This is a genomic window from Rothia sp. L_38 (genome assembly GCF_050689125.1).
GTDB lineage: Bacteria > Actinomycetota > Actinomycetes > Actinomycetales > Micrococcaceae > Rothia.
The window spans coordinates 68,080-91,844 of sequence record NZ_JBOEQD010000004.1 but is presented as its reverse complement, the minus strand read 5'-3'; the positions used below and the strand labels follow the sequence as shown (position 1 = coordinate 91,844).

Here is a 23,765-nt window from a genome sequence, read left to right as displayed (position 1 = left end):
AGGATTGTTACTGGGCCAGGGCGGCCTGTAGGTGGGGAAGAAGCTTGGCTAGGGCCTGGCTCCGGTGGCTGATGGCATTCTTGACATCGGCGGGCACCTGAGCGCAAGAGAGGCCAGCGTATTCGCCGGTGAAACCGTCGGCTGCCAGGATCGGGTCATAGCCGAACCCGCCCTCACCGCGGGGCTCGCGCAGCAGGGTTCCGGCAAGCTCCCCCTCCTCCACAGCCTCTTTACCTTCGGGGGTAACCATCGAGGCGGCGCAGACGAAGCGGGCGCGGCGGTGTTCATCGGCGATATCTGAAAGCTGCGCTAGGAGCAGGTTGAGGTTGGCTTCATCGTCTCCGTGCCGGCCGGCCCAGCGAGCGCTGAAAATACCGGGGGCACCGCCCAGCACGTCGACCGACAGGCCTGAGTCGTCGGCAATAGCAATCAGGCCGGTAGCCGCGGCTACCGCGCGGGCCTTCAAGAGGGAGTTCTGGGCAAAAGTAACGCCGTCTTCAACCACGTCGGGGGCACCTGCTGCACCGGCGTCGATCACCTCGGTGTCAACGTCCAGCCCCTCGATAGCGCCGCGCAGCATCTCGCGGAACTCGCGCAGTTTCCCCTGGTTGTGGGTGGCAAGAACGATTTTGGCGGGCATTAGTCCTCCAGGGCTTCGCGCTGGATCTGGGCTAGCTGCGCGGTGCCGTGCAGGGCCAAATCGAGCAGAGAGTTCAGTTCGCCGCGGTCGAAGGGGGCGCCCTCTGCGGTTCCCTGAACCTCAACGAACTTGCCTTCGCCGGTGACGACCACGTTCATGTCGGTCTCGGCGCGCACATCTTCTTCGTAGGGCAGATCAAGCATAGGAACGCCGTCGATGATGCCCACAGAAATTGCGGCAACAGAGCCGGTGAGGGGCTTAGCCTTGGCCGGGATAATGCCCTGGGTCTGGGCCCACTTGATGGCGTCGGCCAGGGCGATATAGGCGCCGGTGATAGCGGCGGTGCGGGTGCCGCCGTCCGCCTGGAGCACATCGCAGTCGAGCACGATGGTGTTCTCGCCCAGCTCAGCGGTGTCGATGACGGCGCGCAGGGAGCGGCCAATCAGTCGAGAAATTTCGTGGGTGCGGCCGCCAATCTTGCCCTTGACCGACTCACGGGAGTTACGGGTGTTGGTGGCGCGCGGTAGCATGGCGTATTCTGCGGTGACCCAGCCGGTGCCCTGGCCCTTGAGCCAGCGGGGCACGCCCTCGGTCAGTGAGGCGGTGCAGAGCACCCGGGTGTTGCCGAATTCAATCAGGGCCGAGCCTTCGGCGTTCTTTGACCAGCCGCGGGTGACGGTGATGGGGCGGAGCTGGTCGGGAGTGCGGCCGTCGCCGCGTAGGGTGGGTGCTGCCATGTTTTCTGTCATGGTTTCAGCCTAGCGTCTGTTGCCCGGGGCGCACAAAAACACGGGCGCTTTTCTGCACCCGTGTTGTCTGCGTTGGCTACTTGTGGGCAGGGGCGGTAACTAGCTCCCCTGGTGGCGGCTAATGACGTTCAGGGTGGTGGTCTGCGGGTTGCTGGCATATTCCTCGGGGCTACGGCGGGGGTTGACCCGGTAGGTTGCCGAGGCCTCAGCCACCGATATCGGCCCGTCAAAAACGCTCTTGGCTTCGGCCAGGGCAATAGCGGGGTCGTTCCAGATGGGCAGGTGGGTGAGCAGTAGATTGCGGACGCCTGCCTCGGCTGCCGCTTCACCGGCACGTTTGCCGGTCAGGTGGATGCCGCGCAGGGCGTCGTCGCGGCCCTCCTGGTAGGCCGCTTCGCAGAGGAAAAGGTCTGCCTCGCGGGCTGCTTCAATCAGGCCGATGCAGGAGTCGGTGTCGCCGGAGTAGGTGAGCACGGTCTTGCCTTCACCGGTTTCACACTCGATGCGCAGGGCGTAGGGCTCCTTGGTGGGGTGTACGACCACGTGCGGGGTCACTGTGAAGGGGCCGATTTTGACCTCGGCGTGGTTGGTCCACTCATGGAACTCAAACTCGGTGTGCATGCCCGGTTCGATGGGCAGGCCGTGGGTGTTGACCAGGTACTGGTGAATATCGCTGGGCCCGTAGAGGGGAATGGGTCCCTTAGACCAGCCGTTGGGGTTCCATTTGACCGCTACGTGCAGCCCTGAGAGGTCGATGCAGTGGTCGGGGTGCAGGTGAGAAATCAGGATGGCGTCGATATCTTCGAGGTTGATGTGGGTCTGAAGGGTGCCCAGGGCTCCGTTGCCCATATCGACGATAATGCGCCAGGTCTTTCCCAGGTCATCAATAGTCGAGACCATGTAGCAGCTGGCCGCTGCATTGGGCCCGGGGAAAGAACCGGTACAGCCTATGACGGTCAATCGCATCAGTGGCCTTCCTTCTTCTGTGTGTGTCTGTGGGTTAGGGAGTGTCTGTGGTGATGGTAATGCGCGGGGTGGTAACAGTCTGGGTGATGAGTTCGGGAGGAACGACTGCCAGGGAGCCGGTGGGGAATCGTTCTGCCACCGAGTTGGTATGGCGTACCTTGGCGACCTCGGGCCCTAGGAAGCGGCGGGCTAAGTGCTCGAAGGTTTCGGTTTCACCGGTGGCCAGGAATTCGTGGGAGGGCGGCAGGGCGGCAGGGCGCTCTAGGCCAGCTCTTAGCAGAGCCTTGTAGACGTCCTTAGCCGACTCTTCCGAAGACGATACCAGGGTAACGTCATCGCCCATGATGTAGGAGATGACGCCGGTAAGCAGGGGGTAGTGGGTACAGCCCAGCACCAGGGTATCGACCCCGGCCTCCTTGAGAGGAGCCAGGTATTCTTCGGCAGTCTCAAGGAGCTCAGGGCCGCTGGTAATGCCCTTTTCAACGAACTCTACGAAGCGGGGGCAGGCCACAGAGTAGATTTCAAGGTCGCTCATGACCGAGAAGGTGTCTTCATAGGCCCGGGAGGTCACGGTAGCTTCGGTGGCGATGACACCGATTTTACGGTTGCGGGTTGCCGCCACCGCTCGGCGGGCGGCGGGCTGGATAACCTCAACCACCTGAATACCGTACTTGCGGGTGTAGCGCTCGCGGGCGTCCCTCAGCACAGCGGCCGACGCCGTGTTGCAGGCAATCACCAGGAGCTTGACCCCGGAGTCCACCAGCTCGTCCATGATGCGCAGGGCATGGGCTCGCACCTGGGCGATGGTCAGGGGGCCGTAGGGGCCGTGGGCGGTGTCGCCCACGTAAATCACCGACTCGTGCGGTAGCTGGTCCATGATGGCGCGGGCAACGGTTAGGCCGCCCACTCCCGAATCGAACACGCCGATGGGGGCGCTTGCGGTGGGTTCGGCAAGCACCTGACTACCCCAGGGGGTTACGAGTTTCGGGTTGGTTTCGCTCATTACACACCTGACATTAGCTAAAGGTTGAAGAAAACTGTAGGGCGCCCATCGCAGCGACCAGCTTTTGAGTGGACTATCACGCCCCGGCGCCCGCGCGGGGCGTCATAATCGGTCACGAAAGATTATTTACGGTGCGGACGGCCCCGCCCCGGCCTCGTCCAGACCCAGCAGGAGGCTCTGCATGAGGCTTTCTTGCAGCCAGGTGACGAAGTTATAAAGCAGGGCCATGTAGTCTTCGGTGCTCTCTACGCTGCCCCAGTCGGTGTGTTCGCCGATGCGGTCGGCGTCCTCAGCGCTGTTAATCCCTAAACGGGTGCCCAGGGTCAGACGCACATCGTTGAGGGCGGCTGCCCAGCTGTTGGCTCTTTCGGTATCTAGGCGCACAACTCCGGCCTGCAGGTCCATGGAGGCCTGGGTGAGGTGTTCAATCTTGGCCCGGCGCAGGGAGAGGTCGGTGAAACGGCGGTATTCGTCGGCAACTTCCGGATCGTCGCTCGCCACCGGCAGCATACGGGCAACAGCGGGGTCACTGGGCACGCTGGCGGTTTCAGAAATCCCCACCAGGGCCGCCAGGGGGTCAGCATTGGGGTCTTCTTCCGGCTCCAGCGCCAGGGCGACGTCCTCAAACAGGCGGGTGAGAACCTGCACCTCTTCAGGGGTGAAGCGGGCGGTAATGCCACGGGAGGTTGGGGTAAAAGGTTCAGCCATAAGACTATGCACCTGCCTGCTCGATGGTTGCCCACAGACCCCAGGTATGCAGGGCGGTGGTGTGCCGTTCGGCCTCTTCTTTGGAGCCGCTAAAGACGGTGGCCCTACCTTCGGTGTGTACCTGCATCATGAGCTGGTGGGCTTTTTCGGTGCTGTAGCCAAACTGGGTGCGCAGCACGTAGGTCACGAAGCTCATCAGGTTAACCGGGTCGTCCCAGACAATGACCGCCCAGGGCAGGTTGAGCTGGGTGCTCTCGTCTAGGGCTAGATCGAGCTCAAGATCTGCCAGGGTGTCTGTGGCTGAGGCAGCCGAAGGCATAGGGTGCACTCCTTAGGTCATTTGTACCTTATCTATCATAGGGCTCTTCCGTCTCTCGCACCTCAGCTCGTTCACTGTGGGAGCAAGCAAAGCTGAGGGACAGGGCTGGGCTTAGGCACAGACAAAAGGATAAAGTTATACCCGTGACTCAAAAAACTTCCCTCCTGACCGACCACTACGAGCTGACCATGGTGCAGGCTGCCCTAGCCTCAGGTGCTGCCCACCGGCGTACCGTCTTCGAGGTTTTCACCCGCAGGCTTTCGGGCGGACGCCGCTACGGCGTCTTGGCAGGCACCGGCAGGTTGCTTGAGGGGCTAGAGAACTTCCGCTTTGATACCGAAGAGCTGGAGTTTTTGGCCTCCCGTAAGGTGGTCAATGAGCAGACCCTGGATTACCTTGCTAACTTCCGTTTTTCCGGTTCTATCCGGGGCTATGCCGAGGGTGAGGTCTTCTTCCCCCACTCCCCCGTGCTTCAGGTCGAGGCCTCTTTCGCAGAGGCCTGCCTGCTCGAGACCTTTATCCTCTCAATCCTCAACTTTGATTCTGCTGTCGCCACCGCGGCCTCCCGCATGACGGTTGCCGCCGGCAAGCGTCCTTGCCTGGAGATGGGCTCCCGCCGGGCCCATGAGCAGGCCGCGGTATCTGCCGCCCGCGCCGCCGTCATCGCTGGGTTTACCGCCACCTCTAACCTTGAGGCTGGTCGCCGCTACGGCCTTCACACCGTCGGTACCAGCGCCCACGCCTTTACCCTATTACACGACTCAGAACGCCAGGCCTTTGAAGCCCAGCTAGCTTCTCTGGGGGTGGGCACCACCCTGCTGGTCGATACCTACGATGTTGAGAAGGCCGTGAACCTTGCCGTTGAGCTGGCCGGGCAGGAGCTTGGAGCGGTTCGCCTTGATTCTGGCGACCTAGTGGCCCAGGCCCAGAAGGTGCGCGAACAGCTCGATGCGCTGGGAAACACCGACACCAAGATTACCGTCACCAGTGACCTGGACGAGTACGCTATCGCCTCACTCGCCGCTGCCCCCGTCAACTCCTACGGGGTGGGCACCAAGCTGGTCACCGGCTCCGGTGTTCCTACCTCTTCCATGGTGTATAAGGTGGTTCTGCGCGAGAACTCCCAGGGAGTAATGGAGCCTGTCGCTAAGGCGTCCTCGGGTAAGGCGTCTGTGGGCGGCAAGAAAACCGCCGTCCGCCGTCTTGATACCACCGGCACCGCCACAGCCGAAGTGGTGGGGCTCGATATTGAGGCTCCGGCTGACTCCAACGACCGCCCCCTCATGGTAGACCTGGTGGTGAACGGGCAGATCCAGCCCGGCTTTACCGGGGCTGAAGGCGTACGCCGAGCTGCCGAGCGTCATGCCCGCTCCCTCACGGAGCTGCCGGTAGCCGCTACCCGTCTCTCCCCCGGCGACCCGGTCATTCCCACAGAATTTGTCTCTTAAGAAGAAGGATCACACGATGTCAAAAGCACTCATTATTATTGATGTTCAGAACGACTTTTGCCAGGGCGGCTCGCTCGCTACCGAGCGTGGCGCAGAGGTTGCTGCCCTCATTAGCGAGTATGTAGAGAACCACCACAGCGACTACGAGGCGATTGTTGCCACCCAGGACTGGCACGTTGACCCCGGCACCCATTTTTCTGAGAACCCCGATTTCAAGGACTCCTGGCCGGTGCACTGCAAGGCCGAGAGCCAGGGTGCCGAGCTGCACGAGGATCTCGATACCGACTACATCGAGGCCTACTTCCGTAAGGGCGAGTTTGAGGCCGCTTACTCGGGCTTTGAGGGGCTGCTGGCTCCCGAGGATTCTGTGATGACCGGCGAGCGCGAGGCCGGTGCCCCGGCTCAGGACGATACCCCCAAGGTGTCGCTGGATGACTGGCTGGCTGAGCGCGATATTACCGATGTTGATGTGGTGGGCATTGCCACCGATTTTTGTGTGAAGGCTACTGCGCTGGATGCGGTAGATGCTGGCTATGAGACCCGTGTGCTGCTTGATTTGACGGCTCCGGTTGATGAGGACGCCCTCGATGAGGTGAGCGATGAGCTTGAGGACGCCGGGGTGACGGTCGCCGAGGTGCTGTAGCCCAGGAAATTTGATGTTCTAGTGGCTGTGCTTGTGGTACTAGCAGGCTGGCTCGGGGCTGGGGTCTACGGCGACTGATGGTTGTGATGCTAGCAGGCTGGCTCGGGGCTTGCTCTACGGGGGCCGGTGGTTGTGGTGCCAGCAGGCTGGCTCGGGGCTGGGTCTACGGCGACTGGTGGTTGTGGTGCTAGCAGGCTGGCTCGGGGCTTACTCTACGGGGGCCGGTGGTTGTGGTGCCAGCAGGCTGGCTCGGGGCTGGCGTTTAAGGGTGCCTGCTGGCACCACAACCATCGGCCCTAGGCAAGAGTACCTACTTACGCCCCACGAACCAGTCCTGCAGCTTGTCCAGGCGGGCCTGGAGTTGTTCTGCTGAGGCCTGGGCGACGGCGGGCCCGCCGCAGATTCGGCGTAGTTCGTTGTGGATAGAGCCGTGGGGTTTGCCGGTGCGGGCTGCCCAGGCGGCAACATTTTTAGCCAGCTTGTTGCGTAGGTCTTTGAGCTGGCGGTGGTCGACGACCTGGGGGGCGGCGGACGCCGGTCGGCGGGAGGCGTGGTCTTTTTGGCGGGCGCGGAGCAGGGTGCCTACCTGGTCGGCGTCGAGTAGGCCGGGGATGCCGAGGAAGTCTTGTTCTTCGTCGGAACCGATTTCAAGACCGCCGGAGGCGAATTCGGCGCCGTCGAAGAGGACGCCGTGGAAGGATGCCTGGGAGCCGATGGCTTCGAATTTGCCGCGGGTGAGCTGGTCGCTGGCGACTTCTTCTTTGTTGGCTTCTTCGATGAGGTGGTCGTCTAGGCCTTCGTTGAGGGGGTCTACTACTTCATCATTTGCGCCCTTGCGGTCGAGGGCGTGGTCGCGTTCGGTTTCCATTTCGTTGGCCAGCATCATGAGCTGGGGTACGGAGGGTAGGAAGACCGAGGCGGTTTCGCCGCGTTTGCGCGAGCGCACGAAGCGGCCGATGGCCTGGGCGAAGAAGAGGGGGGTGGAGGTTGAGGTGGCGTAGACGCCGACGGCTAGGCGGGGGACGTCCACGCCTTCGGATACCATGCGTACGGCGACCATCCAGCGGGCCATACCAGCTGAGAACTCTTCGATGTTGTTGGAGGCTTCTTTATCGTCGGAGAGAATGAGGGCGGGTTTTTCGCCGGTAATTTTTTGGAGCTGTTTGGCGTAGGCGCGGGCGTCAGCGTGGTCGGTGGCGATGACGAGGCCGCCGGCGTCGGGGACGGTGCGGCGTACTTCGGTCAGGCGTTTGTCGGCGGCGGCGAGTACGGTGGGGATCCATTCGCCGTCGGGGTTGAGTGCGGTGCGCCAGGCTTGGGCGGTGACGTCCTTGGTGAAGCCCTCCCCCAGGTTGGCGGCCATTTCTTCGCCGGCGGAGGTGCGCCAGCGCATCTGGCCGGAGTAGGCCATGAAGATGACGGGGCGCACGACGTGGTCTTTGAGGGCGGGGCCGTAGCCGTAGGAGTAGTCGGATTTGGAGCGGCGGATGCCGTCGGCGTCCTCTTCGTATTGGACGAAGGGGATGGCTGCGGTGTCGGAGCGGAAGGGGGTACCGGTGAGGGCTAGGCGGCGGGTGGCCGGTTCGAAGGCTTCGCGCAGGCCGTCGCCCCAGGAGAGGGAGTCACCGGCGTGGTGGATTTCGTCCATGATGACCAGGGTGCGGCCGTTTTCGGTGCGGGCCCGGTGCAGCATGGGCTTGTTGGCGACCTGGGCGTAGGTGAGGGCGACGCCCTGGTAGCCGCGGCCCATGGTACCGTCTGAGTTTTTGAAGTTGGGGTCGATGGAGATGCCGACGCGGGCTGCGGCGTCAGCCCACTGGCGTTTGAGATGGTCAGTGGGGGCGACCACGGTCATGCGGTTGATGGTGCCGCGGTTGAAGAGTTCTTTGGCGACGGTGAGGGCGAAGGTAGTTTTACCTGCGCCGGGGGTTGCCACGGCCATGAAGTCGCGGGGGTTCTCTGTAAAGTACTTGGTCATGGCTTCGGCCTGCCAGGCGCGGAGCTTGGGGGCGGTTCCCCAGGCGGCGCGGTCGGGGTAGGCCGGGGGCAGGGGCGGGTTGGAGCCTTCGCCGAAGAGTGGTAGCTGGCTGTCGTTCATCTCATATCTTCCCTTCCCTCTGTGGCTGCCCTCAAGGTTTTTGGGCACCACAAAAGTTTAGCCCCATTCGGGAGCGAATGGGGCTATGAGTCATCTCTCGATGAGTCTGGTTGACTAGGCTACCGGCAGGGCGGGTAGCAGGTTGCTCAGGGTTTGGCCGGCGAGGTTGATGGTTTCAGTTCGGCCGTCGGTGGCGTTGATAACGATGGCGCCCGAGACTACGGTGAGGACGACTTCAAAGTCGGCTTCGGGGTTGTCCCCGTAGTAGACCGGGGCCTGGCTGAGAAGTAGCTGGGCCAGGGTTGAGGTGCTTGAGCCGTCGGAGGTGAGGGTGATGGTCTCGTTGGTGGTGTAGGTGACGCTCACGGTCTGCTGCTGGCCGTTGGTTGTCTGCGCTCCGTAGGTTGCGGTCATCTCTGCGCTGTTGACGCCGGTGGCGGTTACGGCGCTGCCGCCGCTCTGCTTGACCAGGTGGCGGGTTTCGCCGTCACGCGCGCTGTCGATGGGGAAGGGGTCCCAGCCGTCGGGGAAGGTAACCACGTAGTCCAGGCGGAAGGAGGCTCCCGCGGCGAGGACGGCGGTGCCCGCTACGGGTGCTCCGGTGGTGTCTTCGGGGCTGGAGAACCAGAGGCCGGTGCCGCCGTAGGTGCCGGAGTTGAAGCCGCCCAGGCTACCGCCGGGGGTGAAGGTGCCCTCACCGTTGGCAACCAGGCCGGTTGCGCCGTCCGTAATGAGGCCGGTGGAGTCGTCAAACTGCACGTCACCGGTGGAATTGCTGGTACCGCCGAATATTGAGGCTACGCCGACGTTAGTGTTGTAGCCGGCGCTGGCGTCCTCGATAGCGACCTGGGAGAAGAGCCCCCAGCGTACAGTCAGAGTAGGGGTAATGACGCTGGTGCTGGCGGCGTAGGCAGGCACAAGGGCTGAGGACGCGACGACGGGCGCCGCCCAGAGGCCGGCTGTGGCCAGGGTACGGCGCGAGGTTTGGGGTGAGGTCATGTGTGTTTCCTTAGAGGTGGTTCTGAGCGCGTGATGGTGTGTTAGTTTTCGTCGTTGTCGCCGGGTGCAAGGCCCTCGTAGATTTCCTTGCATTCGGGGCAGACGGGGAACTTTTCGGGGTCGCGGCCGGGGGTCCACTTTTTGCCGCAGAGGGCGCGCACGGGCTTGCCGGTGAGGGCGGACTCCATGATTTTTTCTTTGCGCACGTAGTGGGCGAAGCGTTCGTGGTCGCCGGGTTCGACATTCTGTACTTCTTCGCGTTCCAGCAGGGCGGTGCCGCCGGAGTGGGCAGTTTCGGGGAAGGGGTCTTCGATGCCGGGAATCGATGACATGCCGGGTCTCCTTTATCTCAAGGCACGTGGTCTTGACTACCAGTGTAGTGCCCCCGTCAAGACGGCGCCCACCCCTTGCTATAGAGCAGGGGGCGGACGCCGGTGATGGGTTGCCTGCTTCTAGCAGGCCGAGAGATGGTTTAGCTGTAGCGGGCTACGCGCTGGTAGATATCTGCCGTGTGCCGTTCGTAGTTTTTGGCTCCGGCACGGACCCCCAGGAAGAAGGCCGCTACCCCGATCAGGGCGGTGACGATAGCCCCCAGCCAGAACCAGACCATACTACCGACAATGTCGGTAGCAGCCATACCGATGAGGGTCGGCAGTGAGAGAGCCATGGGGATGAAGAGCAGGAAGCCACGTGCCATGGTCTTGGCCATACCATCGGGCTGTTCCGGGGTCTTCCAGGGGCTGGTTCCCGGCGGTACTACCGGTGCATTGAAGGTGGTGTCCAGGTAGTTGGCCATGCCGTTAGCGATGTAGTAGGTTCCCAGAGCGCTCACCAGCAGGGGCAGGGCCCAGGTGGCGTGACCGGTCAGGAAGGCGAAAGCCAGGGTGCCCACCACAATCATGGGCAGGTAGAGCAGCATCATGCCGTAGGCCCGCCCCAGTCTGTCATCTATACCGCGCAGGGGTGAGATAGCGTGCAGGGAGAAGGCTGACCCTTCAAAGGAGGCCAGATTGGTCTGGGAGCAGCCTGCCATAGCCGGTATGAAGGCGGCCACCGCGATCAGAGGCATAGGGTTGGCCGCAGTCTCTGCCTCCCCGTTGAGGGCGAAGGTGAATGAACCTGAAAGTATGATCATCAAGATATACATGAGCGGCATCATGAGCACGTTGAGGTTAGCGCGGGAGTCTTTCAGCATCATGTTCAGGGTACGGGCGGCGATAGCACCGCGGACGGTGGCGGGGAAGCGCCCCAGAAGCCCCAGGTTACCCTGAGCCACGGTTTTCCCTTTCTCCTGCACTCCGATGGAATCCCCCACGCTGGCCATGGTCTTAGCCGCAAAGAACTGCCAGATGACCCAGGTGAGGGCACAGTAGACCAGGGTGAGCGCGGCAAGAACTGTTGCCAGGCCAAAGCGGCCTGCCCCAACCTGCGGGGCGATAGCCCAGGCTGAGGCTACAGGAGTCCATTGCAGGTAGCTGAGAATCTGCCGGAGCTGGTCGGTGTTGCTGGTAATGCCCGTGATAGTCGCCAGCATCAGGGGCCCGGCAAACACTAGGGCGGTAAAAGCCACGATGGTCAGGACGTTGCTCACCGAGCGTCGCGAGCGGACGGGGATTGAGGCCACTGCGGTCAGGCGTCCGCCCAGAATGGCAAGAGCAAGCCCCAATAAACCTGCCGGGATGAAAGCCAGGGTAGCCGCCAGCGAGTAAAAGTTGGAAGTAATGAGAGCCAGCGTGGCAAGTACCGTCAGCACACCGGGCAGGCCTATGAGCGCCCCGATGGCCTGACCGGCCATCAGCTGGCGGACGGTGATGGGGTAAGGTGCCAGGCGCTCCGGGTCAAGGGTGGGGTCAGCTCCTGCCGCGACCAGGGGAATGAGCCACCAGGCCAGGGTCAGCAGGGCACCGCCCACCCCCAGAATCAGCAGGGAGTCTGCCTGGTTCTGCAGGGTGAACCCTAGACCGGCTACAGCTGTCAGGGCACCGAGCCCGTAGAGCAAGCCAAAGACCAGGCCCACAATGGACCAGACATTGCCCTTACGGAAAATCGCCAAGAAATGGTCAAGCTTGAGTTTTAGGAGGACTGCAACCATGAGATTCCCTCCGATACAACGCGTCCGCCCACCAGCTCAACAAACCGCTCTTCTAGGGTTACGCCGCCGCGCACCTGCTCCACGGTGCCAGAGGCCAGAATGCGGCCAGCGTTCATGATGGCCACGTGGTCGCAGAGGCGCTGGACCAGGTCCATCACGTGGGAGGAGATGATGACGGTTCCACCACCGGCCACATAGGCCTTGAGAATATCCTGAATGTTGGAGGCAGAGACCGGGTCGACTGCCTCGAAGGGCTCATCGAGCACCAGCAGGGAGGGGGCGTGAATCATGGCGCAGGCCAGGGCAATTTTCTTGGTCATACCGGCTGAGTAGTCGGAGACCTGGCGGCCAGCTGCCCCGGTCAAGTCCATGGCAATGAGAAGGTCACGGGTTCGCTCGGCCACGGTTGCCTTATCGAGCCCGTGCAGGCGGCCAGCGTAGGTAAGGAGCTGCTCGCCGGTGAGCTTGTCAAAGAGGCGGACGCCGTCAGGCAGCACACCCACCCGGCGTTTAGCATCTAGGGGGTTGGCCCAGACGTCCAGACCGCCCACCAGAACCTGCCCGGCGGTGGGCTTGAGCAGACCCGTTGCCATGGAGAGGGTGGTGGTCTTACCTGCGCCGTTACGCCCTACCAGCCCGTAGAAGGAGCCTCGGGGCACGGTGAGGTTGACTCCGTCTACCGCAGCCTGTTGGCCAAAGACCTTCACCAGGTTGGTGATCTCCAGGGCTGCGTTGCCCCTGCTGGCTTCTGCCACTTCAGCTTCTACCGGCGCTGAAACTGGCTCAGTCAAGCCGCTGCTGGGTGCCTCTACAGGCCGGTTGTGGGTTTGGTCGTAAGGTTCATTCTGCGGGGGAAGGTTCTCGTGTGCCATATCTCCACTGTAGCTAGCATCACGGGCCTTTCCCTCCCCCGTTAGGGTGATTCCTTAAAAAAGAGCCATCATCAGGGCTGAGCGGGCCTTTGTGACGCGAGGGTCGGCTGAGCCTACGACCTCGAACAGTTCCAGCAGGCGTTCGCGCACCGTGGTTTTAGTCTCCGCATCCACGGCCTTGAAGAGGGCGATAAGACGGTTGAAGGCGTCTTCCACATGCCCGCCAGCTACATCTAGGTCAGCAACGTTGAGCTGGGCCTGCACATCGGTAGCGTCGGCGGCAGCTTTTTGGCGTTCTTCTGCCAGGTTCAGAGTAGAGACGCGGTGGAGCAGGTGAACCTGAGCCAGGCCGATTTTAGCGTCCGTATCCCCCGGGTTCTCGTTGAGCGCGCGGGTGTAGGCGGCTTCAGCTCCCTGATAATCACCACGGTCCAGAGCCTCGATAGCTTCCCGGTGCAGGGGCGGCAGGGGCTTCTCAGCCTCCGACAGTACCGGTTCGAACCCACCGGGCAGACCCTGCTGGGCGGCGAGCTGCAACACCTGGCCCAGCACCTCGGTCAAAGCCTGGGGCTCAACGGGACCGTTGAAGAGCGGGGCCGGGCGGCCAGCAAGCACAGCCACGGCCGCAGGCACACCCTGAATCTGGAAGGCCTGCCCGATCTCGGGGGTCTTGGTGATATCAACGGCAGCCAGCAGCAGATTGCCGCCGGCAGAGTTCACCAGGGCCTCGACCTGCTCCAGCATCTGGACCGACGCCGGTGAGTGAGGCGCCCACAGGGCAAAAATCACAGCACCCCGGTTGGACTCCTGCACCAGCTGCTGGAACTGGGCCACATCGGTTACGTCCAGTCGCCAGCTGGCTGCGGCGCTCTCCTCAGCAGGCTCAGCGCTGGAACCTGCCGAACCCGTAGCCCCCAGATCCAGGGCGTTTCGTACCGAAGCGGGTAGGTTCTGATCGTCAATCCCGGCCATTGGCCTTCCTTTCACAACGACAAATATCTCTACACTCTATGGTGCCAAAGCTCAGCCGGTGAGCGGGCACCCCTGCCCTAGTTCTAGCCCAGGGCAGAATCACGATAAGGTTGAACACAGTAACTACACCACTACCCGAGTAGCCAGCATGCCCTCATCTTTTTCTCTCTCCCGACTCCTGCGGTCTCTGACCGCCCGCACCAGCCGCGCACAGGCGTCCGCGCAACCAGATTCCCCGGCCAACACCGAAGAAAGCGGCACCAGGCAGTCACAGAACAACAAGTTCGCGCTACCTGCTATACCGGGTGCCCGGCCCCGCCACCGCCTCCAGGTGCCCGAAGAACCGGCCCACCTCAAAGAGAATAAGGACGGCGCCGCCCCCGCTCCCCCAGAAACCCACGCCCTCGCCCCCGGCAAGGGACGCTACATCAGCAACCCAATCTACTTTGGTTTCATGCTGGCCGTCGGTGTGGGCCTGGCCTGGATGGGCATGTACTTCGTGCTCAACATTGGCGCCCTAGCCGGTTGGCTGACCGGCGCAGTGTTCATCGGTCTGGGGCTAGACCCGGCTGTACGCAAACTCGAACAGTGGGGCCTCCCGCGCGGGGCAGGCGTCACCGTCGTCTTCCTCTTCTTCGTTGCGGTAGCTGCCGCCCTCATCTTCTGGATAGTACCCATCATCGCCCGCCAGGCAGTTTCCTTCATCACCGGCTTCCCCCAGCAGTTTGAGAACTTCCTCAACTCAGATCTTTTCTCAGGTCTCGATGAGCGTTACCACATCCGCTCAGCGGTAGATGCCGAGGTAGAGAAGTTCTTTGAACAGGTCACCTCAGACACCTCTGTGGTGAGCGGCTTTATGAACTCCCTCATGAACGCGGGCTCCACCCTGGCGGAAATCACCACCGGCACGATTATCGTGCTCTTCCTCTCCATCTACGTGCTCGCCTCCCTACCCACTATTAAGGCCTGGTTCATCCGCCTGGCTCCTGCCTCCAAGCGTGAACGCGTCGGCTACCTCACCGAAAAAATCACCAGCTCTGTTGGCCAGTACGTCATGGGCCAGGCTCTCGTGGCGATTTGCAACGCCACCTGTGCCGCCATCATCATGCTGATCGTGGGCGTTCCCTTCGCCCAGCTGCTCATGCTCTTCGTCCTGCTCCTGGCCTTCATTCCCCTGGTCGGTGGCGTCAGTGCCGCCGTCCTGGTCTCGGTTGTCTCACTCATCGACAGCTGGCAGACCGCCCTCTTCTTCCTTATCCCCTACCTGATTTACCTGCAGATTGAGGCCTACTTCATCTCCCCCCGCATCATGAGCAGGGCAGTGGCCGTGCCCGGTGCTGTAGCTATTATCGCGGTGGTTGCCGGTGGCTCCCTCTGGGGTGTTCTCGGTGCCCTCATCGCCATTCCCGTCGCAGCCTCCCTGCTGATTCTGGTCAACGAGGTACTCGTACCCCGCCAGGACCAGCTCTAACGAACCATCTGCTTTCCTTAACCCGGTAGCACCCTGCCTTTGTGCAGTCGCCGCTACCGGGTTTTTCTGCGCTTCTCACGCGCCCTAGGTCTGGTGCAACCCGCCGGGTTCTACCAGAATCTACGGGTTGCCCAGCACCGCTCGTGCCAGTGGCGGCGTTCCTCGATAGCCCGCTGGGCACCAAACATGTGGTCCTGCTGCCAGACCACCAGGTGCGCTACCCCGGGCTGGATAGGCCGTTCACATTCGGGGCACTTATAGGTTTTCAGAGCATTGATAGAAGGGATGTACTGCACATACCAGTCCCCGTCTTGGGCCCGCTCCACTCGCGGGGCAGGGTCAAGGATACGGGAAATATCGCGCCCAGCGGGGCGGGCTTTCTGCCACTTGCTGGGGGCGGCCCCGGAGTTAGAGTTGGGGCGGCGGGGCTTAGATGAAGAACGACGAGGCATTCCCCCATTCTTTCATGCACCGGTGTGCCCGCCCAAGCCACCTGTTAGAGTGGTACGGTGCGTTTAGTTATAGCTGATTGTTCCGTAGACTACATGGGCCGTCTCAATGCCCATCTACCCCGTGCTACCCGCCTGCTCATGATCAAGAATGACGGCTCGGTGCTGATTCACTCCGACGGCGGCTCCTACAAGCCCCTGAACTGGATGAGCCCGCCCTGCCGTCTGCATATTTCCCCTCGCGAAGAGTTCGAGGGCACCTCGGTAGCCGAGGATCTTGACCCCGATGTGAGCGAGCTGTGGACCGTGCAGGCCGCCAAGAGCGACGACAAGCTAGTCATTCGTGTCTTCGGCACCCACGGGGAACTCAGCCACGACCTGGGTATTGACCCGGGCCTTATTAAGGACGGCGTTGAGGCCGACTTACAGCGCCTGTTGGCTGAACAGATTGAGCTTCTTGGTGCGGGCTACCGCCTGGTGCGCCGCGAGTACCCCACGGCAATCGGCCCGGTGGATATTTTGGCCAAGGACGCCGGGGGCGTCTCTGTGGCAGTCGAGCTCAAGCGTGTGGGTGATATCGACGGCGTAGAACAGCTCACCCGCTACCTAGAGCTCCTCAACCGTGACCCCCTGCTAGCACCGGTTCAGGGTGTCTTTGCTGCCCAGCGCATCAAGCCCCAGGCCCGCACGCTGGCAGAAGACCGCGGCATCCGCTGCGTTGCTCTCGACTACGATGCAATGCGCGGAGTAGATGACGTAGAATCCCGCCTCTTCTAAGACAAGAAAAAACAAGGACGCCGCCCTCCCCCATCTCTGGGGAAGGGCGGCGTCCTTTCATCACAGAAATCTAGTTAGATCTGTGCGTGCTTAGCTGCGATGGTGACTCGATCGTTAGAGACGGTCAAGAAACCTTCGTGCAGGCGGGTGGTCTTCTTCTCACCGCTGGTTGCCTCGATCAGAAGCTCACCGTCTTCAGCGAGAAGGGCCATGGTGGGGATGTGACCTGGCATGATACCCAGGTCGCCATCGACGGTGCGTGCGCGCACGTACTTGGCTTCGCCAACCCACACGACTCGTTCACGGGAAACGACTTCAACTTTCAGTGCCATGATTACTTGGCTCCAGACTGTGCCTTGATTTCCTCGTAACGGCGCATGACGTCGTCCATACCACCGATGTTGTAGAAGGCCTGCTCGGGGATGTGGTCAACATCACCGCGGCAGATCATCTGGAAGGATTCGATGGTGTCCTTAATCGGCACGGTTGAACCCTCGACACCGGTGAACTGCTTTGCAGTGTAGGTGTTCTGTGAGAGGAACTGCTCGATGCGGCGGGCACGTGAAACAACGACCTTCTGCTCTTCAGAGAGTTCGTCAACACCGAGGATGGCGATGATGTCCTGAAGTTCCTTGTTTTCCTGCAGGATAGCCTTGACCTGGATTGCGGTGTCGTAGTGCTCCTGACCGATGTACTGGGGGTCCAGGATTCGGGAGGTGGAGGACAGGGGATCAATCGCGGGGTACAGACCACGTGAAGCGATCTCACGGGAGAGCTCGGTGGTTGCGTCCAGGTGGGCGAAGGTGGTTGCAGGTGCGGGGTCGGTGTAGTCGTCCGCAGGAACGTAAATCGCCTGCATGGAGGTGATGGAGTGACCACGGGTTGAGGTAATACGCTCCTGCAGCAGACCCATTTCGTCGGCCAGGTTAGGCTGGTAGCCCACAGCGGACGGCATGCGGCCGAGCAGGGTTGAAACCTCAGAACCTGCCTGGGTGAAGCGGAAGATGTTGTCGATGAAGAGCAGAACGTCCTGGTTCTGAACGTCACGGAAGTATTCCGCCATGGTCAGGCCGGTCAGAGCAACGCGCAGACGGGTTCCCGGCGGTTCGTCCATCTGGCCGAACACGAGAGCGGTGTCCTTCAGAACGCCAGCTTCTTCCATTTCAACCCAGAGGTCGTTACCTTCACGGGTACGCTCACCGACGCCGGTGAATACTGAGGTACCACCGAAGTTGCGGGCAACGCGGGTAATCATTTCCTGGATCAGAACGGTCTTACCAACGCCTGCACCACCGAAGAGACCGATCTTACCGCCCTTGATGTAGGGGGTCAGAAGGTCGATGGACTTGATGCCGGTTTCCAGCATCTCGGTCGAACCTTCGAGGTCTGCGAAGCCGGGGGCTGCGCGGTGGATGGGCCAGTAGGTGTCGGCCTTGATTTCGTCGTTGGAGACGTCGAGGGCGTCACCGAGGACGTTGAAGATGTGGCCCTTGACGCCGTCGCCTACGGGGACGGAGATGGGAGCGCCGGTGTCAACTACAGCCTGGCCGCGGACGAGGCCGTCGGTCTGCTGCAGGGAGATTGCGCGTACCAGTGAATCACCGAGGTGCTGGGCAGTCTCGAAGGTGATCTTACGGGTGGTGCCGTTGAGGGTCAGATCAGCGGTCAGCGCGTTGTAGATGTCAGGTACCTGGCCGGCAGGGAACTCAACGTCAACGACAGGGCCGATAACGCGAGCAATGCGACCGGTTGCGCCCTGAGCCGGCGCGGTAGCCGATTCGTTCAGAGTGGCAGTCATTGTTCTCACTTACCTATGTAGAGAGTGGAAAGTTGTCTGGTGGATTAGGAGGCGAGTGCGTCGGCGCCGCCAACAATTTCGCTGAGCTCCTGAGTAATTTCTGCCTGGCGAGCGTTGTTCATCAGGCGGGTGTACTTCTTGATGAGCTCGTCAGCGTTATCACCTGCGGACTTCATCGCGCGCTGGCGGGACGCCAGTTCGGAGGCCGCTGCTTCTAGCAGGCACGCATAGATGCGGGAGGCGATGTAGCGGGGTAGCAACTCGTCGAGAACTTCCTTGGGGCTGGGCTCGAATTCAAAGACTGAGTTCTGCTGGAACTGGTCGTCTTCGAGACGTTCGCCGGGCAGGATTTCTTCACCGAGTTCGCGTGCGTCTGCTACCTCGATGGGGAGCAGGCGCAGGACGCGGGTTTCCTGGCTGACCATGGAGACGAATTCGGTGTAGATGATGTGGAGGTCATCGACGTCACCGTTTTCGTAGGCTGCCAGGATGGCGTCGCGTGCTGCAACGGCCATCTCGACGTTGGGGTTGTCGGTGTTGCCTTCCCATGCCTGCTCGTATTCGCGTTCGCGGAAGTCAAAGTAGGACTTTGCCTTGCGACCGATGAGGTAGAGCTTGACTTCACGTCCCTCACCGCGGAGCTTCTCAATAAGACCCTCGGTTTTTTTGAGGACGGATGAGGAGTATGAACCCGCAAGGCCGCGGTCGCTGGTGAGGACGAGAACTGCAGAGCGACCGGTCTTTGCCTTTGAGCGTGCGTTAAGCAGGGGGTGCTCAATGTGGTGCTGGGTCGCGATGGCAGTGACGGCCTTGGTCAGCGCATTTGCGTAGGGGCTAGCGGCCTCTGCGCTCTTACGTGCCTTGTTAATGCGTGAGGTTGCGATCATCTCCATCGCCTTGAAGATCTTCTTCATAGACGATGTTGAAGTAATCTTTTGGCGGTAAACCCTAATCTGGGCTCCCATAGAGATTCCTTTCACTCCTAGGGTGAGGGCCCCTCCCCCAGGTTCTGTTGGAGGGGCGTCTCACCTGCTAGGAAAATCGCTAACCGATGGTTTCCTGTGATACTTCGCTGTCTGACAGGGGCTGGTGCTCTTCGTGACCGGCCTCAACGAGGTGGCTGGTGCCTTCTGAGCGGAAGCCCTGCTTGAAGTCAACGATGGCAGTCTTGAGAGCTGCTACGGTTTCGTCTTCGAGCTTGCCTGATGCTGCGATGTCCTGCAGTACTGAGGTGGAGCGGCGCAGGTGGTCGAGGAACTCTGATTCGAAACGCAGAACGTCTGAAACTTCGAGGTCATCGAGGTAGCCGTTGGTGCCTGCCCAGATTGAAACAACCTGGTCCTCAACTGCGTAGGGGGTGTACTGGGGCTGACGCAGCAGCTCGGTGAGGCGAGCACCGCGGGTCAGCTGGGCCTTTGAGGCTTCGTCCAGGTCGGAAGCGAACATTGCGAAGGCTTCCATGGCGCGGTACTGAGCAAGGTCGAGCTTGAGGGTACCGGAGACCTTCTTCATCGCCTTGGTCTGTGCTGCACCACCAACACGGGAGACGGAGATACCTACGTCGACCGCAGGGCGCTGGTTAGCGTTGAAGAGGTCTGACTGCAGGAAGATCTGGCCGTCGGTGATGGAGATGACGTTGGTGGGGATGAAGGCTGAAACGTCGTTTGCCTTGGTTTCAATGATCGGGAAGCCGGTCATTGAACCTGCACCCAGCTCGTCGGAGAGCTTTGCACAGCGCTCGAGCAGGCGGGAGTGGAGGTAGAAGACGTCACCGGGGTATGCTTCGCGGCCCGGAGGACGACGCAGCAGCAGCGATACCGCGCGGTAGGCTTCTGCCTGCTTTGAGAGGTCATCGAAGATGATGAGGACGTGCTTGCCACCGTACATCCAGTGCTGGCCAATGGCGCTACCGGTGTAGGGAGCCAGGTACTTGAAGCCTGCTGCGTCAGATGCGGGGGAAGCCACGATGGTGGTGTATTCCAGTGCGCCCTGCTGCTTGAGGGTTTCGCGTACTGCTGCGATGGTTGATGCCTTCTGACCGATAGCAACGTAGACACAGCGAACCTGCTTGTTGGGGTCACCGGTTGCCCAGTTGTCCTTCTGGTTCAGGATGGTGTCAACGGCGATAGCGGTCTTACCGGTCTGGCGGTCACCAATGATCAGCTGACGCTGGCCGCGGCCAATCGGAATCATGGCGTCGATTGCCTTGAGACCGGTCTGGAGGGGCTCGTGAACTGACTTACGCTGGGTAACGCCGGGAGCCTGAAGTTCGAGGGCGCGGCGGCCTTCGGCTTCAATGTCGCCCAGGTCGTCGATGGGGTTACCCAGGGGGTCAACTACGCGGCCCAGGTAGGCGTCGCCTACGGGTACTGAGAGAACCTCGCCGGTACGGTGAACTTCCTGGCCTTCTTCAATGCCGGTGAAGTCACCGAGGATGATGACACCGATGTCACGAGTGTCGAGGTTCTGTGCCAGGCCAAGGGTGCCGTCTTCGAAGCGAAGCAGCTCGTTAGCCATTACTGAGGGAAGGCCCTCAACGCGTGCGATGCCGTCGGATGCTGATGCAACACGACCCACCTCTACGCGCTCTGCATTGCCGGGTTCGTAAGACGCTGCGAATTCATTCAGCGCGTTACGGACATCATCGGCGTTGATGGTCAAATCGGCCATCTTATGTCCCTGCTCTCCTAATTTGTTGGTGTGCCTGCCGACTGGCGGCAGGCCCACCGAAACTTGTGTGACGTGCTCAGGCTGGGCCTTTAGGCTTGCCCGATGTCGTCTGTGTATCTTCTAAATCACCGTCGAGGTCTCGACTGTGTAAATCGCCTATGCGAAAGCGCGGCTGAGTTCTGACAGTCGGGTGGACAGCGAGCCATCGATGACTTCGTCCCCTACCTGCACGCGTAGACCGCCCAGAAGTGCGGGGTCTACGGTGATGTCGAGCTTCAGCTCCTTGCCGTAGGTCTTGTTGAGTGACCCCTGCAGCTTTGCAATCTGCTCTGCAGTCAGCGCGGTTGCTGAGGTAACTCGTGCGATCCAACGGTTTTGACGCTTGACGATGATTTCTACGAACTCGTTAGCCAGACGGGCTGCGGTGGTTCCGCGGGCCGCAGTGGCAACTCGTTCTAGCAGAAGCTTGCCTTCAGCGGTGGCTACACGGCCACCGAGGCTGACAGCCAGCTTCTTGAGTGCTTCCTTGCTTGCCCTGGTATCGGCAAGAGCAGCCTGTGCTTCTGCTGAGGCATCAACGGTGTTGATGAAGGTCAGCAGTTCGTTGACGGTCTGCTCCAGTGCATCGATACCTCCGCGCTGTTCAGCAGAAAGCGCTACTGAGGTAACAGCGGTTGTTTCGAGGGCATCAGCCAGATCGCGTTCTTCACTCCAGCGGGCTTCTGCTGCTGCAGAAACGATAGCCAGAGCGGCGTCGGAAATCTTGCCGCCCAGAACGGAGCGGGCGATGCCTGCTCGCTGCGCTGCTTCGCGGGAAGGATCGGTTAGACCTCGCCGGAACCCGCCATTGCTGTCGATAGCGTCGACAACAGCGAAGAGCTCTTCTGCGAGGTGGGTCGGGTTATCGGTAGGCTGGGCCACCAGAACCTGTTCCACCTTGTTCAGTGATTCAGTCGATACTGCTGACATTAGCGGGCTGCACCTGCCTGCTGCTGCGCGTCAAGGTCAGCAAGAAAACGATCGACTACACGTGCGGATCGCTCATCATCGTTGAGGGATTCGCCCACAATCTTGCCAGCCAGTGAGGTTGCCAGAGCGCCAACTTCGGTACGAAGTGATGCTGCGGCAGCTGCACGTTCTGCCTCGATGGTCTTCTGGGCGTTTTCGGTGATGCGAGCGGCCTCAGCGTTTGCGCGCTCCTTAGCTTCTGCCACGATGGCGTCGCCTTCGGCGCGTGCTTCTTCGCGAATCTTCTGAGCTTCCAGACGAGCGCTTTCGAGCTGCTGGCCGTACTCTTCGCGTGCTGCCGCGGCCTCTGCCTGAGCCTTTTCAGCCTTGGCTAGACCACCCTCAATTGCTTCTTTACGGTCCTGGTAAATCTTTTCGAATGCCGGGACAACGTACTTGGTGACGATGAAGAGGAGGAGCAGGAACCCGATGGCGGTAATGGCGATTTCCCAGACATTGGGGATCAGAGGGTTCGCGCCCTCTGCTGCTGCCATTAAGTGAGACATAGGGGGTTTTCCTGTTCTATAGTTTGGTCAATCTTTCGGCGGGGCCAAAAATTACTTGATAAACGCAAGAACCAGGCCGAGAACTGCCAGTGCTTCAACCAGTGCGAAGCCCAGGAAGAGCATGGGCTGCAGGGTGCGCTGTGACTCGGGCTGACGGGCAACAGAGGTCATGTAGGCTGCGAAGATCAGACCTACGCCGATGCCACCGCCGATAGCTGACAGACCGTAACCAACTGCGGTAAGTGAACCGGTGAGTTCCATGATGTTTGTTTCCTTTCACAGTGCCCCTTGCGGTTTGTGTGTTGTGTAAGGGGCAGAGTTTTGATGTGGACACTCCCCGCTAAAGCGGGTTGCTTTTCTCGTCCGCCGGTGTACCCGACGGAGAAAACCTATATTTTTAGTGGCCTTCTGAGACCGAGCCCTGCAGGTAGACCGCAAGGAGCAGGGTGAAGACGTAGGCCTGGATAACCTGAATCATGAGTTCCAGGAAGTAGAGGAAGAGACCCAGGGCGCCTGAACCGACCGAGGCGATAGCAGCGATGCCGCCTGCTTCAACAATCAGGTACTGGGTAAGGGATGCTGCAACCATAATCGCCAGGTGGCCACCGAACATGGTAGCGAAGAGACGCAGGGCGTGGGTTGCGGGGCGGATGAGCATGTTTGACATGAACTCAATCGGAATCAAGATGATGTAAACAGGCCAAGGAACGCCGGAGGGCATGGTCATGTCCTTGAAGAACTTCCCCAGACCCTTGCGCTTGATACCAACACCAACCCAGGTCAGGTAGGCGATACCTGCCAGGGCGTAGGCAGAACCTACGTGAGACATGGTGGGCAGCTGGACGACGGGAATTGAACCGTAGAGGTTGTTGACCAGGATGAAGAAGAAGGCGGTGAAGAGCAGGGGAACGAAAGGCTTGTAGTGGTGGGCGCCAATCAGTTCCTTGCCCAGGCTGTTACGGACCAGGCCGTACCCCATTTCGCCCACGAACTGGGTGCGTGAGGGAACCATGGCACGCTTGCGGGCAGCGAAGAGGAAGAAGCCAGCAACGATGACCACCGACAGGATGACCAGAAGCATCTGCTTGCTGAACTCAAAATCACCGATCGTGAAGATGGCAGGCAGGTGCATATCATCGATAGTGGGCGGAACGTAGCCCTGCTGCTCTCCCGCTGCGACAACTAGCCCGTTTGAAATCAAGGCAAGTCCTTTCATTGCTTCGTGTTGGCCGCTGGCTCCAGCAACCTCAGAGGTTTAAAGAATCAAAAGTATGTGTGTGCCAACCGGTTTCAGTTGGTCTTATTTACGCTGCTGCATGTGGATAAATACCAGGTAGATACCACCAAAGGCGCCAACGAATCCGCCTACCCAAGCAATCCAGGTTGTACCTAGTAAGTGGTCCAGACCATAGCCTACCAAACTCCAGATACCAATGCCTATCATGACGTACAGAAGTGTCATAAAGGCCCCGGCTGTTCCGCCACCGGCAACCAGGTCGCCAGCAGAGCGTAACTGCTTATCTTGCTTGTACCACTTATCGTCGGTGTTGCCCACGGGTGTATGCTCCTTTGCCTAG

26 protein-coding genes are annotated in these 23,765 nt (G+C 60.8%); 4 read left to right on the top strand and 22 right to left on the bottom strand.

Annotated elements, in window-relative coordinates:
• Positions 1 to 7: 7 nt before the first annotated feature.
• The 6 genes from rdgB to clpS all read right to left on the bottom strand — a co-directional run bounded on the left by rdgB (position 8) and on the right by clpS (position 4,385).
• A complete protein-coding gene (gene rdgB / locus ACRCJM_RS04095) occupies positions 8 to 640 on the bottom strand; it encodes an RdgB/HAM1 family non-canonical purine NTP pyrophosphatase (RefSeq protein WP_431463899.1) in 633 nt (210 codons plus the stop codon).
• Positions 640 to 1,377 carry a ribonuclease PH gene (gene rph, locus ACRCJM_RS04090; protein WP_431463898.1) on the bottom strand — a complete coding sequence of 246 codons (738 nt, stop codon included), beginning with the start codon at positions 1,375 to 1,377 and terminating at the stop codon, positions 640 to 642. The genes rdgB and rph overlap by 1 nt, the downstream gene beginning before the upstream one ends.
• A gap of 111 nt (positions 1,378 to 1,488) precedes the next feature.
• Positions 1,489 to 2,355, bottom strand: a complete 867-nt coding sequence (locus tag ACRCJM_RS04085; RefSeq protein ID WP_237185882.1) for an MBL fold metallo-hydrolase — start codon at positions 2,353 to 2,355, stop codon at positions 1,489 to 1,491.
• A 34-nt stretch (positions 2,356 to 2,389) separates the two neighbouring features.
• A complete protein-coding gene (gene murI / locus ACRCJM_RS04080; protein WP_237185881.1) occupies positions 2,390 to 3,358 on the bottom strand; it encodes a glutamate racemase in 969 nt (322 codons plus the stop codon).
• Positions 3,359 to 3,484: 126 nt separating this feature from the next.
• Positions 3,485 to 4,066: a DUF2017 domain-containing protein gene (locus tag ACRCJM_RS04075; RefSeq protein WP_377128768.1), complete on the bottom strand. Its 582-nt coding sequence runs from the start codon at positions 4,064 to 4,066 to the stop codon at positions 3,485 to 3,487.
• A 4-nt stretch (positions 4,067 to 4,070) separates the two neighbouring features.
• Positions 4,071 to 4,385: an ATP-dependent Clp protease adapter ClpS gene (gene clpS, locus ACRCJM_RS04070; protein ID WP_431463897.1), complete on the bottom strand. Its 315-nt coding sequence runs from the start codon at positions 4,383 to 4,385 to the stop codon at positions 4,071 to 4,073.
• Between the two features lie 137 nt (positions 4,386 to 4,522).
• Here clpS and ACRCJM_RS04065 point away from each other — a divergent pair, with 137 nt between their 5' ends.
• Positions 4,523 to 5,833: a nicotinate phosphoribosyltransferase gene (locus ACRCJM_RS04065; RefSeq protein ID WP_431463983.1), complete on the top strand. Its 1,311-nt coding sequence runs from the start codon at positions 4,523 to 4,525 to the stop codon at positions 5,831 to 5,833.
• Positions 5,834 to 5,849: 16 nt separating this feature from the next.
• A complete protein-coding gene (locus ACRCJM_RS04060; RefSeq protein WP_431463896.1) occupies positions 5,850 to 6,476 on the top strand; it encodes an isochorismatase family protein in 627 nt (208 codons plus the stop codon).
• Between the two features lie 310 nt (positions 6,477 to 6,786).
• On the opposite strand, the gene ACRCJM_RS04055 is transcribed toward ACRCJM_RS04060, so the two are convergent.
• The 6 genes from ACRCJM_RS04055 to ACRCJM_RS04030 all read right to left on the bottom strand — a co-directional run bounded on the left by ACRCJM_RS04055 (position 6,787) and on the right by ACRCJM_RS04030 (position 13,509).
• Positions 6,787 to 8,574, bottom strand: coding sequence for a DEAD/DEAH box helicase (locus ACRCJM_RS04055; RefSeq protein WP_431463895.1), 1,788 nt, complete (start codon positions 8,572 to 8,574; stop codon positions 6,787 to 6,789).
• 114 nt (positions 8,575 to 8,688) lie between these two features.
• Positions 8,689 to 9,573, bottom strand: coding sequence for a hypothetical protein (locus tag ACRCJM_RS04050; protein WP_431463894.1), 885 nt, complete (start codon positions 9,571 to 9,573; stop codon positions 8,689 to 8,691).
• A gap of 41 nt (positions 9,574 to 9,614) precedes the next feature.
• Complete coding sequence (locus ACRCJM_RS04045; protein ID WP_135013381.1) at positions 9,615 to 9,905, bottom strand: DUF3039 domain-containing protein; 291 nt, start codon at positions 9,903 to 9,905, stop codon at positions 9,615 to 9,617.
• A 140-nt stretch (positions 9,906 to 10,045) separates the two neighbouring features.
• Positions 10,046 to 11,665, bottom strand: coding sequence for a hypothetical protein (locus ACRCJM_RS04040; RefSeq protein ID WP_431463893.1), 1,620 nt, complete (start codon positions 11,663 to 11,665; stop codon positions 10,046 to 10,048).
• On the bottom strand, positions 11,647 to 12,537 hold the full coding sequence (locus ACRCJM_RS04035) for an ABC transporter ATP-binding protein (protein ID WP_431463892.1): 891 nt from the start codon (positions 12,535 to 12,537) through the stop codon (positions 11,647 to 11,649). Before ACRCJM_RS04035 ends, ACRCJM_RS04040 begins: the two co-directional genes overlap by 19 nt.
• A 54-nt stretch (positions 12,538 to 12,591) precedes the next feature.
• Positions 12,592 to 13,509 carry a co-chaperone YbbN gene (locus ACRCJM_RS04030; protein WP_237185873.1) on the bottom strand — a complete coding sequence of 306 codons (918 nt, stop codon included), beginning with the start codon at positions 13,507 to 13,509 and terminating at the stop codon, positions 12,592 to 12,594.
• A gap of 148 nt (positions 13,510 to 13,657) precedes the next feature.
• On the opposite strand from ACRCJM_RS04030, the gene ACRCJM_RS04025 reads away from it, so the two are divergent.
• Complete coding sequence (locus tag ACRCJM_RS04025; protein WP_431463891.1) at positions 13,658 to 14,980, top strand: AI-2E family transporter; 1,323 nt, start codon at positions 13,658 to 13,660, stop codon at positions 14,978 to 14,980.
• 110 nt (positions 14,981 to 15,090) lie between these two features.
• Here the strand turns inward: ACRCJM_RS04025 and ACRCJM_RS04020 are convergent, their stop codons facing one another.
• Positions 15,091 to 15,432 (bottom strand): ATP/GTP-binding protein, encoded by a 342-nt coding sequence (locus tag ACRCJM_RS04020; protein ID WP_283490676.1) that lies wholly within the window; start codon positions 15,430 to 15,432, stop codon positions 15,091 to 15,093.
• A gap of 57 nt (positions 15,433 to 15,489) precedes the next feature.
• Between ACRCJM_RS04020 and nucS the strand changes: the two genes are divergently transcribed.
• The gene (gene nucS / locus ACRCJM_RS04015; RefSeq protein WP_237185871.1) at positions 15,490 to 16,206 is read left to right on the top strand and encodes an endonuclease NucS; all 717 of its coding nucleotides are present in this window, start codon (positions 15,490 to 15,492) and stop codon (positions 16,204 to 16,206) included.
• Positions 16,207 to 16,280: 74 nt separating this feature from the next.
• Here nucS and ACRCJM_RS04010 read toward each other — a convergent pair whose 3' ends face one another.
• From ACRCJM_RS04010 to ACRCJM_RS03970, 9 genes are all read right to left on the bottom strand, one after another.
• A complete protein-coding gene (locus ACRCJM_RS04010; RefSeq protein ID WP_135011542.1) occupies positions 16,281 to 16,538 on the bottom strand; it encodes a F0F1 ATP synthase subunit epsilon in 258 nt (85 codons plus the stop codon).
• A gap of 2 nt (positions 16,539 to 16,540) precedes the next feature.
• Complete coding sequence (gene atpD, locus ACRCJM_RS04005) at positions 16,541 to 18,004, bottom strand: F0F1 ATP synthase subunit beta (protein WP_185174462.1); 1,464 nt, start codon at positions 18,002 to 18,004, stop codon at positions 16,541 to 16,543.
• Positions 18,005 to 18,048: 44 nt separating this feature from the next.
• Complete coding sequence (locus ACRCJM_RS04000; protein ID WP_431463890.1) at positions 18,049 to 18,969, bottom strand: F0F1 ATP synthase subunit gamma; 921 nt, start codon at positions 18,967 to 18,969, stop codon at positions 18,049 to 18,051.
• A gap of 79 nt (positions 18,970 to 19,048) precedes the next feature.
• On the bottom strand, positions 19,049 to 20,674 hold the full coding sequence (gene atpA, locus ACRCJM_RS03995; protein WP_237185867.1) for a F0F1 ATP synthase subunit alpha: 1,626 nt from the start codon (positions 20,672 to 20,674) through the stop codon (positions 19,049 to 19,051).
• Between the two features lie 156 nt (positions 20,675 to 20,830).
• Positions 20,831 to 21,643, bottom strand: coding sequence for a F0F1 ATP synthase subunit delta (locus ACRCJM_RS03990; RefSeq protein ID WP_237204523.1), 813 nt, complete (start codon positions 21,641 to 21,643; stop codon positions 20,831 to 20,833).
• Positions 21,643 to 22,188: a F0F1 ATP synthase subunit B gene (locus ACRCJM_RS03985; RefSeq protein WP_135011537.1), complete on the bottom strand. Its 546-nt coding sequence runs from the start codon at positions 22,186 to 22,188 to the stop codon at positions 21,643 to 21,645. The genes ACRCJM_RS03990 and ACRCJM_RS03985 overlap by 1 nt, the downstream gene beginning before the upstream one ends.
• Before the next feature lie 51 nt (positions 22,189 to 22,239).
• Positions 22,240 to 22,449: an ATP synthase F0 subunit C gene (gene atpE, locus ACRCJM_RS03980; RefSeq protein ID WP_135011536.1), complete on the bottom strand. Its 210-nt coding sequence runs from the start codon at positions 22,447 to 22,449 to the stop codon at positions 22,240 to 22,242.
• A gap of 136 nt (positions 22,450 to 22,585) precedes the next feature.
• Positions 22,586 to 23,389, bottom strand: coding sequence for a F0F1 ATP synthase subunit A (atpB, locus tag ACRCJM_RS03975; RefSeq protein WP_237209107.1), 804 nt, complete (start codon positions 23,387 to 23,389; stop codon positions 22,586 to 22,588).
• Between the two features lie 99 nt (positions 23,390 to 23,488).
• Positions 23,489 to 23,743: a hypothetical protein gene (locus ACRCJM_RS03970; RefSeq protein ID WP_185174458.1), complete on the bottom strand. Its 255-nt coding sequence runs from the start codon at positions 23,741 to 23,743 to the stop codon at positions 23,489 to 23,491.
• Positions 23,744 to 23,765 lie beyond the last annotated feature (22 nt).

Excerpts from the sequence above, each read along its gene's own strand:
- rdgB (WP_431463899.1), bottom strand. The coding sequence starts at position 640 with ATGCCCGCCAAAATCGTTCTTGCCACCCACAACCAGGGGAAACTGCGC.
- rph (WP_431463898.1), bottom strand. The coding sequence starts at position 1,377 with ATGGCAGCACCCACCCTACGCGGCGACGGCCGCACTCCCGACCAGCTC.
- ACRCJM_RS04085 (WP_237185882.1), bottom strand. The coding sequence starts at position 2,355 with ATGCGATTGACCGTCATAGGCTGTACCGGTTCTTTCCCCGGGCCCAAT.
- murI (WP_237185881.1), bottom strand. The coding sequence starts at position 3,358 with ATGAGCGAAACCAACCCGAAACTCGTAACCCCCTGGGGTAGTCAGGTG.
- ACRCJM_RS04075 (WP_377128768.1), bottom strand. The coding sequence starts at position 4,066 with ATGGCTGAACCTTTTACCCCAACCTCCCGTGGCATTACCGCCCGCTTC.
- clpS (WP_431463897.1), bottom strand. The coding sequence starts at position 4,385 with ATGCCTTCGGCTGCCTCAGCCACAGACACCCTGGCAGATCTTGAGCTC.
- ACRCJM_RS04060 (WP_431463896.1), top strand. The coding sequence starts at position 5,850 with ATGTCAAAAGCACTCATTATTATTGATGTTCAGAACGACTTTTGCCAG.
- ACRCJM_RS04055 (WP_431463895.1), bottom strand. The coding sequence starts at position 8,574 with ATGAACGACAGCCAGCTACCACTCTTCGGCGAAGGCTCCAACCCGCCC.
- ACRCJM_RS04050 (WP_431463894.1), bottom strand. The coding sequence starts at position 9,573 with ATGACCTCACCCCAAACCTCGCGCCGTACCCTGGCCACAGCCGGCCTC.
- ACRCJM_RS04045 (WP_135013381.1), bottom strand. The coding sequence starts at position 9,905 with ATGTCATCGATTCCCGGCATCGAAGACCCCTTCCCCGAAACTGCCCAC.
- ACRCJM_RS04040 (WP_431463893.1), bottom strand. The coding sequence starts at position 11,665 with ATGGTTGCAGTCCTCCTAAAACTCAAGCTTGACCATTTCTTGGCGATT.
- ACRCJM_RS04035 (WP_431463892.1), bottom strand. The coding sequence starts at position 12,537 with ATGGCACACGAGAACCTTCCCCCGCAGAATGAACCTTACGACCAAACC.
- ACRCJM_RS04030 (WP_237185873.1), bottom strand. The coding sequence starts at position 13,509 with ATGGCCGGGATTGACGATCAGAACCTACCCGCTTCGGTACGAAACGCC.
- ACRCJM_RS04025 (WP_431463891.1), top strand. The coding sequence starts at position 13,658 with ATGCCCTCATCTTTTTCTCTCTCCCGACTCCTGCGGTCTCTGACCGCC.
- ACRCJM_RS04020 (WP_283490676.1), bottom strand. The coding sequence starts at position 15,432 with ATGCCTCGTCGTTCTTCATCTAAGCCCCGCCGCCCCAACTCTAACTCC.
- ACRCJM_RS04010 (WP_135011542.1), bottom strand. The coding sequence starts at position 16,538 with ATGGCACTGAAAGTTGAAGTCGTTTCCCGTGAACGAGTCGTGTGGGTT.
- atpD (WP_185174462.1), bottom strand. The coding sequence starts at position 18,004 with ATGACTGCCACTCTGAACGAATCGGCTACCGCGCCGGCTCAGGGCGCA.
- ACRCJM_RS04000 (WP_431463890.1), bottom strand. The coding sequence starts at position 18,969 with ATGGGAGCCCAGATTAGGGTTTACCGCCAAAAGATTACTTCAACATCG.
- atpA (WP_237185867.1), bottom strand. The coding sequence starts at position 20,674 with ATGGCCGATTTGACCATCAACGCCGATGATGTCCGTAACGCGCTGAAT.
- ACRCJM_RS03990 (WP_237204523.1), bottom strand. The coding sequence starts at position 21,643 with ATGTCAGCAGTATCGACTGAATCACTGAACAAGGTGGAACAGGTTCTG.
- ACRCJM_RS03985 (WP_135011537.1), bottom strand. The coding sequence starts at position 22,188 with ATGTCTCACTTAATGGCAGCAGCAGAGGGCGCGAACCCTCTGATCCCC.
- atpE (WP_135011536.1), bottom strand. The coding sequence starts at position 22,449 with ATGGAACTCACCGGTTCACTTACCGCAGTTGGTTACGGTCTGTCAGCT.